Below are 9,955 nucleotides of genomic sequence, written 5' to 3'. Positions count from 1 at the left end.
GAGACCCGGGCCCTGCTTGCGCAGGTACATCACGACCGGCTCGTCGTGCTCCGAGGAGACGACCAGCTGCTTGATGTTGAGGATCAGGTCGGTGATGTCCTCTTTGACGCCCGGCACGGTGGTGAACTCGTGCAGAACGCCGTCGATGCGGATGCTGGTGACAGCAGCGCCGGGGATCGACGACAAAAGGGTACGGCGCAGGGAGTTGCCGAGAGTATAGCCGAAGCCCGGCTCCAGCGGCTCGATCACGAACCGGGAGCGGAACTCGTCGACGACCTCTTCGGTCAGTGACGGACGCTGAGCAATCAGCACGAGTGTATTGCCTCCAGTGTTTGGCGCCCGCTATGTGACGCCGTAGACACCATGAAGGGTACGGGCGGTTCGGCCTCTTGTGCGTCCGAACCGCCCGACCCTGCCCGTCTGCCGACCAGTCGGCAGACTCAGCTCTTGCAGGAGTGAAGTCTAACGATCAGATACTCATGCCCCTCAGGGGCAGTCGCCAGCACGGTCCGTAGGTGCATACTGGGGGCGATGACAAAGCCTGCTGCACCGAAGCGTCATTTGCCTACCAGCCCCTTCAAGGCCCCGGTCCCACCGACTCCCAAGCACTTCGCCGTGGGCGACCAGGTCACCCACGACGTGTACGGCCTCGGCCGGGTAATCGGCATCGAGGATGGAATCGCGGCGCTCGTGGACTTCGGCTCGGCGCAAATGCGGATCCTGAGCCCGTACGCCAAGATGACCAAGCTGTAGGACCGCTGTGCCCGGTCACGGCACGCCAGGCCCCCTCAGGGACCTGTAACGAAAGAGAGCCTCTCATCGATCCGACGTCGCTGTTCTCCGCCCTGGAAGAGCAGCCCCGCTGCTCCACCGAAGCATCGCCGCCTCCGACGACAAACCCCTTCCATGCCCCGGACTTCGGGGAGGACGAGGCCTTCCCGCTCGACGATGCACAGGTACCAGCCCCGGGTATGCGCGCCGCGTAACCCAAGGCACCCTGAGAGCTGTCCGTAACTGGGGGTCAAGCTGAGTCCGGTCGGTGCCGACGGCGCCGGCCCAACCGAGCGCTTCCCCGAGGTCTCCCGTGAGGATGCGGGGGTGTCGCCGCCACCACCACAGGTCCGGGCCGGGCAGCCTGTGGAACTGGCCGGGAGCTCGGCCGTCGTCATCGACGGTCGCGGCCTTGAATCGGTCGTCAAGGACAACGTGACGACCGGGTCGGACAGGCAGCAGTGGAAGGTGCTGTCGGCCTCGCCCTGAGCTGCAAACTTCTTCTCGGTACGCCGACCTTCACCCTGTACTCCCTTCCTTGGGCTGTACGCCAGAGCCAGGTCGTTACTGGGCGACCGCAAGACGGATCCGGTGGTGTGCGGGCCGCTCGCTCTCGTCGACCACTGCGACCGCGAGGTCGGAGTGGGAGATCCCGTCGCTCCAGCTGCCGTGCTCGCGCACGCGGTAGCGGCCCGAGCGCCCGCCCCCGGCGAAGTTGCCGGAAGGGCTGAGGTAGAGCCAGTCCACGTTCTCTCCCTCCGAGCGCAGGAGTTCCAGACCCAGCGCATGGCTGCGAATGAACGGGCGGGTCTCGTCGGGAAAGAGAGGGGCGTCGGCAAGCAGCGCACCCGAGGCGTCACGCAGGATTGCCATCGTGCTGACGATCACGAGTCGGTGGGCGCTGGATTCGCGGGCGGCGCCGAGCAACGCGCGGGTGGAGGCGGTGCAGAAGGCGTCGGAATCGCTGCCCGGATTGTACCGGGTGGCCGTACTGATGATGGTTTCGTGCCCTTCGGCCAGGGCCAGCACCTGCTGGGCGTGGGTCACGTCGCCCGCTTCCACCCGAGCACCGTCGGCGTTCAGCCCTCGGAGCCGGGCGGGGTCGCGCACCACCGCGGTCACCGCGTGACCGCGCCGCAGAGCTTCCCGGACGACCATGCGTCCGACATTGCCACCAGCACCGAAAATCACTGGCTTGGCCATGAGGCCGAACATAGGCAGCCGGTCAGTATCACGGGGTATACCGTCCTCCAGTAGCCTGACGTGTATGGAACCGCTGGCCCCGGACATGTTCGAGGAACTGTGTCCGTCCGAGTTCGGCCCGATCCGGTTCGCGGACAAGTGGGCGCCCCTCGTCCTGCAATGCCTGGAAGTCGGCCCCCGCCGGTTCTCGGAACTGCGCATCCCTCTGCCGCGGATCACCCCGAGGATGCTCACCCGCACGCTCCGCACCCTTGAGCGTGACGGAATGATCACCCGAACCGTCAGCGGAGAAGGACGAACCCAGGTCCATTACGCCCTCACGCCCCTGGGCCACAGCGCCCTCGATGTCTTCGCTGTCATCTCCGCCTGGACCGAGAAGCACTGGGATGACCTCCTGTGGGCCCGCGAGGCGTACGACACGGCCGGAGCGGTCGGCGGATCATGACCGCTTCGCAGACACGACTGCGCGCAGCGGCTGACGGGGCCGCTCGTGTTCCCACTGATCAGTCGCCTTCCATCACCTTCCCGGTTCGGTGGTGATCCGCAAGAGTCTCGTAGCCCTGCCTCCGCCGGGTCGCCTTGGGTGATGCCCGGGTCGGCGAGCGGGTTGACGCCTCGGGAGGTGCCGGTGTTCGGCGCCGGAGTCAGGTCGTTTCCGGTCAGCAGGTCTGGAGGTCTGAGATCGGCCCCAGAAGCATCGCACCCGCGTGGCGTAGCCTTCGTGGCATGTCCGCCGAGTATGCAGAGCGTGCGTCCCGGCTGCCGGGGGCGGTTGTGTGGACTCGGGGAGCCGCCAGGCGTCCGGGAGCCTGCTGTGGACCGAGGGCAGGCTCCTTGTTGCCGGGCCCGACACCCGCGCGTACCGCCCCGGCCCCGGTGCGCAGGGTCCGTGGGCGGGCGTCCGCTTCTACCCCGGCACCGCCCCCGCCCTGCTCGGTGTGCCGGCGCACGAGCTGCGCGACCGACGCGTGGACCTTGTGGACCTCTGGCCCGGTGCCCACACGCGCCGCCTCGTGGAACGCGTCGACGAGGCACCGGACCCGGCCGCTGCCCTCGAAGACCTGGCGCTGCGTCTCGCGGCCGACGCGGAACCCTTCGACCCCCTCCTGCGAGCGGTCGTGGTGTCGCTGACGGCCGGCCGCTCCGTCACGGCGACCGCCGAATCGGTGGGCCTGGGCGCGCGTCAGCTCCACCGGCGTTCCCTGACCGCGTTCGGCTACGGCCCCAAAACCCTGGCCCGGGTCCTGCGTCTGCAGCGCGCCCTTGCCCTGGCCCGCGCCGACGTCCCCTTTGCGGAGACGGCGGCCCTGGCAGGCTTCGCGGACCAGGCCCATCTCTCCCGCGAGGTGCGGGAGCTGGCAGGAGCGCCGCTCACCGAGCTGATGGGACGGTAGCTCAGGCGCTGTCGTCCGCCAGCGGCGCGAACAGATCGATGCCGTTCCCGTCCGGGTCGTTCACCACGGCATACCGCTGGCCCCAGAAGGCGTCCCACGGTTTCAGCTCGCCGTGATACCCGGCGCCGACCAAGTCCTCGTACGCGGCGTCAACATGTGCGGGGCTCGAGCACCTGAACGCCAGCCCCACCCGGCCGCCGCCTGTCGGCGGACGCCACGACGGGTGGAACGAGCGGACGGTGTCCTCGGTGTCGAGAGCAAGGCGTAGCCCGCCCGGCAGTACGGCCTCGACGTGCGGCTGGTCCTCGGAGCCTTCGGGGAACGCGATCCCAAGGCGTCGGTAGAAGGCGAGCGACGCGGCCAGATCGGAGACGACGATGCCGACGACATCGAATCGGGGTGACAGTTCGGTGTTCATGGCCGGCAGCGTAGGCGCAGGGCGGGCGTCGGGTCTTGAAGGAAACGGACACCCCGCCGGGCACACGGGGGCTACCAGCGGCATGCGGCTTGTGAGGTGACGGGATGCAGGTCACGGGGTCAGGAGCGGTGCGCGCGCCCGGCGGCCGGCTTCATCGACGGCCGTACCTCCTGCACACCACCATGGTGGTGCAACCCGCGCGCTTGGCCTCGTACCGCTCGAGGCTCGGGTCTTTGGACCGGTCCTGCCGGCCGACGACCGCGTAGACCGGCTTGTCCCGCCAGGTCGCTTCGGTGAGGTTGCCGGTGAACGCCGACTGAGGGAAAGGGGTGCCCGGGAAAGCCCGGGCACCCCGCCATGGGTCACGTCACTCGACGATGATCTGGGCGCTGCCCGTGACGCCGCCGGAGGTCACCGAGACGGTGACGGTTCCGGAGCGGTGGGCGGTCAGGGCTCCGGTGGACGGGTCCACCGAAGCGACCTTGGAGTCGCTCGACGTCCAGACGTGGGACGCGGGGTCCGCGATCGGGATGGTGAGCGGTGCGATGTTGTCGCCGGGTATCTGGTCTCCCGTCGCGGTCAGAGTGACGTGGTCGCCCTTGGCGATCGGGTCCTTCGGTCCCTTGACGGTGATCGACGCGAGAGCGGGCTCGACGGAGTACTGCAGGTCGCCGTCGTCACCGATCCGCAGCAGGCCGAAGTGGTAGATACCGCCCTGGTCGGCAGGAGCGTAGGCCGGCATGCCGAGGTCCGCGAAGGTGAACTGCGGGATGCCGCCCTCGGCAGTGGTCACGCTCCGCCCCTCGGGGTTGAGGATCTGCTCGGCGAAGCCGCGGGCGTGACCGTACAGCATGATGACGTGCTGATCGGGGTGCGTATCCTGGTAGCGCTGCACGAGCCGCAGGTACATCTGCGCCTCCCAGCGGTCCGTGAACTGGCTGTTCGCGGCCGGGTGGGGGTCGTAGGCGGGCATGTGCGTGATGACCAGGACGTCCTTGGCGGTGGTGTCCGTCAGCTGCTGGACCAGCCACGGGTACTGGGCGCCGGAGGGGTCCTGGAAGGGGTCCGAGGACTGCAGGCTGCCGTGCGAGTTGTCGGTGACGATCATCCGAGCCGCGCCCTGGGTGTAGGCGTAGTGGGTGTCGCCGAAGGTGTTGCTGTAGTTGCCGTTCTCGGCATCGGCGCCCTGGGTGATCTCGTGGTTGCCGACGATGTCGCGCTCGGGGATGCGGAGGGCGTCCATCTTGGACTTGGCGTACTGCAGGTCCGCCGGTTTGCCGTCGTCGGACATGTCGCCGAGGAACTGGGCGGCGTCAGGGCGCGCCTGCGGGGGCAGGGTGGGCAGGCGCTTGGCGATGGAGTCCATCACATTGCTGCTGACCGAACCCGGGTCGCTGGCGAACATGTGCGCGTCGTCACCGGCGAGGAGGGTGGTGCCCTTCTTGGCGAAGTTGACGGAGTCCTCCAGCAAGGCACTCGTCCTCGTCCGCGACGCCCGCCCGACAGCCTGCTGATCACCCCGGCCGGAACCCTCAGGCCAGCCTGCCCCGAGCACTATCGCTCCCCGACTCGTAACGTTGTTTGGCATGATCTCCAGGTCCATCGCCTCCCAGACGTGCCGTGCCCGCAGCAGACCGTCGGTCTCGGCGAACACCGCCAGAATCTGCCGGTAGGCCGCGTTGTCCGGCACGGCGTGCTGCTTCCAAGAGGTGGTCTGTGGAGACGTGGGCGAGGTTGGACGGGTGGTGGCTGTAGCGGTTGCCCTTCTTCGACGCGGCGATGCCCGTCATCCTCGACGACGTGATCGGCGCCGAGCGGATCGAGGAGGAGGCCTCACGGTGCCGGCCGGCTTCGCCCACGCCGGGGACTACGCCGACGCAGCGGCGATCCGCTGCGGGCAGGGCGGGTGACGTGCCCCCGTCCCCGCGTCCGCCGGGCGTTCGGCTCTCGCTCGGCTAACGATCGGGCCAGAGCCGTACCATCCACCGCTCGATCCCCTGCGGGAACCTGCCGGTGTCGATGGCGTCCAATTCGACGGCCCGGGCCTCGGTGCGGCCCTGGCACCAGACCCCGAGCCGGTACCGGCCCGGCGGGACGGTCAGTTGATGCGGGGCGGGCAGCGCGTTCACGCCGGAGGCGAGGGTGAGCCGGCCGGCCTCCACCGTGAGCCGCTCCTCGGTGTGCACCTCCCAGTCACCCTCGGGCTCCGGCGGCGCGAAGGACCAGTGCTCCAGCTCCACATGCGGTTCGTTGTCCTCCAACTCGCTGCGGAACACGGCGAGTACGACGCCGGCGCCCACGGCGACCAGGCGCTGCCCCGGCGCCGGGGGGCGCGTGAAGGAGGTGACGGGCGCGGCGGCGTCGACCAGGTTGAACAGGTGGTCCTCTGTGAGGACCAGTCCGTCGGCCCCGGCGATCCGGGACGGCTGCGGGGGCGTCGGGGAGGCGGGCATCGCAGGGCCTTTCTGTGAGGGGCAAAGGTACGGCGGTGGCGCCCGGAAGCCTCCGGGCGCCACCATTCCAGCATCGCCCGGCATGTGACCGGTCGGTTTTACCCGGTCCCTGCCCGGCGCCGTGCCGGGGTCAGGGCTGGACGGACACGTAGAAGGGGTCGTGGATGTCGTTGCTGCCCAGGATGCGCTGGTCGGCGTAGAAGTCGCCCAGATCCCGGCCCGCCTGCTGGTTGTCGTCGCTATCGATCGGCTTGACGACGTAGTTGCGGAAGTCGCCGACGTCGACCGCTCCCTCCTGCGTAGAGGCGAAGGGGTACTCGTCGCAGTCGGTGTTCGGCGCCGGGTACTTCCCGGGGAAGTACGTGCGGCACGCGGCTCGCGCCGTGTTGCGGTGGGCGGTGATGTGGTCGCGGTCCCGGTGCAGTGGCCGGCCGCCGGCCGGGGAGCCCGGGATGCTCTTGAACGGCATGCCCAGCAGGGTGGACGGCGGCTGCGTGGACAGCGGGGTGTTCTGGGCTTCCCAGATGTTCTGGGCGGACTCGGGTGTGGTGCCCCGGTGGATCACCAAGGTCTGCGGAGCGACCCAGGGGAAGACGCACCCGATGCTGCCGCCCGCCTGGATGATGTAGCTCGCGGAGTCACAGCGCAGGCCGCTGTCGGGGCCGTCCCGGGTGACCGGGCCGTTCTCGCCGCCGGCGACGGTGATGTGCCAGTTCAGATGGGCGTTGCTGACCTGGTCGGCGCCGACGCCGACCGGCTGCTCGAAGGAGTAGTAGAGGAATTCGTCACCGAGCACCCACTGCTCGACCGGTTCCGTGGTCGGCGAGCCAGAGACCGTGTTGCAGGGGCCGGATCCGGCGGACGCGGTACAGGTGGTGTTGACGGTGAGGGTGATCTCGCTCATGTCACCGTCCTGGACCCAGTTGCCCACGAACTGCACGATGTAGGCGTCACGTGCGCCGTTGCCGGTGTACTGGATGTCGACGAGATCCGCGTCGGCGGTGCCGACCTGGTCGCAGCCGAACAGCCAGTCGCACACCACGTGCCAGGCGTGCAGATGGTAGGCCTGGCAGGAGGCGAAGCGGTCCTTGCCGTAGCCGTTGCCGCTGCGTGAGGAGCTCTGCGCCAGGCACTCGTTCGGGGTGATGGAGGACACCGGAGTGGTCAGCGCCCCGTCCTTGTGCGCTCCGGACAGCGACGGGGGCTTGATGGGTTTGTCGCCGCCGCGAACGGACTTCGCGGTCTCCGGGGTCGCCTTGAGGTACACCTTGCTGGTCTTCTTGTGGTGCCCCGAGGGGCTGGGCGATGGTCCGGCGGCCTGGGCGGTGCCGGTGGCGAGGAAGAGGAGCGCCGCCAGCGCCGCGACCAGCGCCGCGCCCCACCTCCCGGTGCGTCGCGGCCGTTCGCGATTCGTGCCGTGGTTTGCGGTTCTTAACACGCGACTCCCTCTGGTTCGGCCGAATTGTCATCGACCCACAGGTATCACCAGCCAAGCCGCGCACGCCGCGAACATGACATTTTCGTCGCCGCACCCGCACATCGGATCCCGTTCGTCGCAGGGCTTCCGCATACGGATGATCGCGGTCCAGCGCCCTGAACTCTGAGACGAGGCGAGGGAGTTGGAGGCCTCATGCCGTGCCCACCAGCGCATCGTCGCCGCCCGTCATTGTCAGCCCTCAGCTACGACGACATCGCATACGCAACGGTGACGCTGACGGCGCTCGCCAAGGCGACCGGCATTTCCAAGAGCACCCTGTCGCGGCTGATGGCGGGCCAACAACGACGCCCGGGCCTGGAACTCCTGCTGCCGAACACGCGGGCACTCCGGATCTCCTTGGACGACGTGTTCCACCATGTCGCGCCCCAGGAAGGACCCTCCAACCGACTACTCGCACCCCGGCCATGGAACGGGATGGTGCGCCTGCCGCTCGCCCATGGTCGGCCCGATTCAGGCGTTCAAGCTGATCACGCCGCCGGGGCAGTACCGATCCCGACCCTCAGATCCATGAGGGGCACATGTGGATGTATGTTCTCTCGGGCGGCCCGCGCCTCGTTCTGAAAGCCATGGATCCGCAGGTGGAAGTCGGCGAGTCGGCGGAGTTCAGCACGCAGATGGGGCACTGGTTCGGCAACAGCGGTCCGGAGCCCGCCAAGGTCCTCCGCCTGTTCCAACGCCAGGGGAACGGAACCGACGCCGCGGACCACCGGACCTGCCCCACACGTCCCGCACCGCACGACCCGCACCACCCCGGAAGGACGAGCCCCCTTGCTCACGTCGTACGCAGCCCACTTCGACACGGCCGCCGGGTATCTCGACTTCGCGCGGTTCGGCCCGCCGTCCCGGGACGCAGTGGCAGCCACCGCGCGCGCCATGGAGGAGTCCGCCCGCGCCGGACACACCACCGTGGACGATCTGATGCGCGCGGAGGGGGCAGCGCGTGCCACGGCGGCCCGGCTCGCGGGCACCGACGCGGCACACACCGTGCTGCTCCCGAACGCCTCCACCGGCCTGTTCCACGCCGCGCTCGGCATCCAGGACGGCGTGGTCCTCGCGCCGCGCACCGACTTCCCCGCGAACCACTATCCGTGGCGCCGTGCGGCTGACCTGGGCCGGGTCACGCCGCGGTGGCTCGACCCGGAACCCGGCGGCGGTGTCACCCCCGACCTCGTCCGCGCCGCGCTGACCGACGACGTTGTCGCCGTGTCCGTCAGCGCCGTGGACTTCCGTACGGGGTTCCGTGTCGATCTGGCGGCGCTACGGGAGGCGATCGGACCGGACCGACTGTTGATCGTGGACGCCATCCAGGCGTTCGGCGTGGCCACCATGGCCTGGGACGCGGCCGATGTGGTGGTCGCGGGAGGTCAGAAGTGGCTGCGCGCGGGATGGGCCACCGGCTTCGCGACACTCTCCGACCACGCGCTGGAATCTCTCCAGCCGGTCCTCACCGGCTGGACGGGTGTCGAGGACGCCGGCGTCTTCGACGGAACCGAGCACCTGCCCGCCCCGGATGCCCGCCAGTGGTCGATCACCAATCTGAGCCCGGTGACAACCGCCGCGTTCGCGGCCGCGCTGGATCTCGTGGAGCGGCACACGGTCGCGGCGATCGAGGCCGCCATCGCCGCTCGGGTCACCGAACTCACCGAAGTCGTCAAGACGTGCGGCGGCCGCGTGCTCTCCCCCACCGATTCGGCGCGCCGCGCGGGCATCCTCTCCTTCACGATGCCGGACCACGATCCGTCGCTCGTCGCCAAGGCGCTGCACGCCGAAGGAGTCACGCCGACGGTGCGCACCGACTCGCTCAGGCTGTCCCCGCACGCCTCGACCCCGCCGGAGGCGTCGCAACGGGTCGCCGCCGCACTCTCGTCACTCGGGAGCTGATCCCGGCCGTCCAGCAACTTGACGATGGCCTTGTCGTGCAGGAGCGCAGCACCGATGTCCTTCGGTCGGCGCTGCCCTGCGGTCGAAGATGACCGCGACCAGGGTCTGTTCCGTCGACTTCAGACGGCGCCCTAGATGATCTATTCCAAGGGGTCAGTGATCGAACGCGGTCAGCGAGCGGCCCCCAGAAGAACCGGCTGTGGCTGGCGCAGTAGCCGTATTCGGCCCATCCGGCCAGGTCAGAGCGTTTCACTGTCTCGCGGGAGCGGCCGCATTCGACCGGCGTGGAGTCCACGACCCACACGTCGTCGCTCCACACTGAGGTGTTGATGGCCAG

Annotated in this window: 10 protein-coding genes and 4 pseudogenes; 7 read left to right on the top strand and 7 right to left on the bottom strand. The window is 69.1% G+C overall.

From position 1 onward, the window contains the following. A pseudogene (locus tag ACFYX0_RS45485) lies at positions 1 to 312 on the bottom strand (DNA-directed RNA polymerase subunit alpha); the annotation flags it as partial. A gap of 219 nt (positions 313 to 531) precedes the next feature. Here ACFYX0_RS45485 and ACFYX0_RS45480 point away from each other — a divergent pair. Continuing rightward, positions 532 to 753, top strand: a complete 222-nt coding sequence (locus ACFYX0_RS45480; RefSeq protein WP_311696865.1) for a hypothetical protein — start codon at positions 532 to 534, stop codon at positions 751 to 753. A 345-nt stretch (positions 754 to 1,098) separates the two neighbouring features. Further along, positions 1,099 to 1,260 (top strand): hypothetical protein, encoded by a 162-nt coding sequence (locus tag ACFYX0_RS45475; RefSeq protein ID WP_388981089.1) that lies wholly within the window; start codon positions 1,099 to 1,101, stop codon positions 1,258 to 1,260. 75 nt (positions 1,261 to 1,335) lie between these two features. Here ACFYX0_RS45475 and ACFYX0_RS45470 read toward each other — a convergent pair whose 3' ends face one another. Further along, entirely contained in the window at positions 1,336 to 1,974 is a 639-nt protein-coding gene (locus tag ACFYX0_RS45470) for an NAD(P)-dependent oxidoreductase (protein ID WP_388981087.1), read from the bottom strand. 64 nt (positions 1,975 to 2,038) lie between these two features. On the opposite strand from ACFYX0_RS45470, the gene ACFYX0_RS45465 reads away from it, so the two are divergent. Further along, entirely contained in the window at positions 2,039 to 2,419 is a 381-nt protein-coding gene (locus tag ACFYX0_RS45465) for a winged helix-turn-helix transcriptional regulator (protein ID WP_388981084.1), read from the top strand. A 281-nt stretch (positions 2,420 to 2,700) separates the two neighbouring features. Continuing rightward, positions 2,701 to 3,368 (top strand): annotated as a pseudogene (locus ACFYX0_RS45460) (helix-turn-helix domain-containing protein). Between the two features lies 1 nt (position 3,369). Here ACFYX0_RS45460 and ACFYX0_RS45455 read toward each other — a convergent pair. The 4 genes from ACFYX0_RS45455 to ACFYX0_RS45440 all read right to left on the bottom strand — a co-directional run bounded on the left by ACFYX0_RS45455 (position 3,370) and on the right by ACFYX0_RS45440 (position 7,677). Then, positions 3,370 to 3,774, bottom strand: coding sequence for a VOC family protein (locus ACFYX0_RS45455; RefSeq protein WP_355924045.1), 405 nt, complete (start codon positions 3,772 to 3,774; stop codon positions 3,370 to 3,372). 379 nt (positions 3,775 to 4,153) lie between these two features. Continuing rightward, the gene (locus tag ACFYX0_RS45450) at positions 4,154 to 5,476 is read right to left on the bottom strand and encodes an Ig-like domain-containing protein (protein WP_388981082.1); all 1,323 of its coding nucleotides are present in this window, start codon (positions 5,474 to 5,476) and stop codon (positions 4,154 to 4,156) included. A 265-nt stretch (positions 5,477 to 5,741) separates the two neighbouring features. Next, positions 5,742 to 6,239, bottom strand: a complete 498-nt coding sequence (locus ACFYX0_RS45445; RefSeq protein WP_388981079.1) for a hypothetical protein — start codon at positions 6,237 to 6,239, stop codon at positions 5,742 to 5,744. A 130-nt stretch (positions 6,240 to 6,369) separates the two neighbouring features. Further along, positions 6,370 to 7,677: a NucA/NucB deoxyribonuclease domain-containing protein gene (locus ACFYX0_RS45440; RefSeq protein WP_388981076.1), complete on the bottom strand. Its 1,308-nt coding sequence runs from the start codon at positions 7,675 to 7,677 to the stop codon at positions 6,370 to 6,372. 192 nt (positions 7,678 to 7,869) lie between these two features. Between ACFYX0_RS45440 and ACFYX0_RS45435 the strand changes: the two genes are divergently transcribed. The 3 genes and pseudogenes from ACFYX0_RS45435 (at position 7,870) to ACFYX0_RS45425 (ending at position 9,618) form a co-directional block, all read left to right on the top strand. Further along, on the top strand, positions 7,870 to 8,298 hold the full coding sequence (locus tag ACFYX0_RS45435) for a helix-turn-helix domain-containing protein (RefSeq protein ID WP_388981074.1): 429 nt from the start codon (positions 7,870 to 7,872) through the stop codon (positions 8,296 to 8,298). Next, positions 8,238 to 8,387, top strand: a pseudogene (locus ACFYX0_RS45430) (XRE family transcriptional regulator); the annotation flags it as partial. The gene ACFYX0_RS45435 and the pseudogene ACFYX0_RS45430, both read left to right, overlap by 61 nt. 118 nt (positions 8,388 to 8,505) lie before the next feature. Continuing rightward, complete coding sequence (locus ACFYX0_RS45425; RefSeq protein WP_388981071.1) at positions 8,506 to 9,618, top strand: aminotransferase class V-fold PLP-dependent enzyme; 1,113 nt, start codon at positions 8,506 to 8,508, stop codon at positions 9,616 to 9,618. A gap of 181 nt (positions 9,619 to 9,799) precedes the next feature. On the opposite strand, the pseudogene ACFYX0_RS45420 reads toward ACFYX0_RS45425, so the two are convergent. Continuing rightward, positions 9,800 to 9,955 (bottom strand): annotated as a pseudogene (locus ACFYX0_RS45420) (IS982 family transposase); the annotation flags it as partial.

This window comes from Streptomyces sp. NPDC002573 (assembly GCF_042889625.1).
Classification (GTDB): Bacteria; Actinomycetota; Actinomycetes; order Streptomycetales; family Streptomycetaceae; genus Streptomyces; species Streptomyces gibsoniae.
This window is presented reverse-complemented; position numbering and strand designations above follow the sequence as displayed.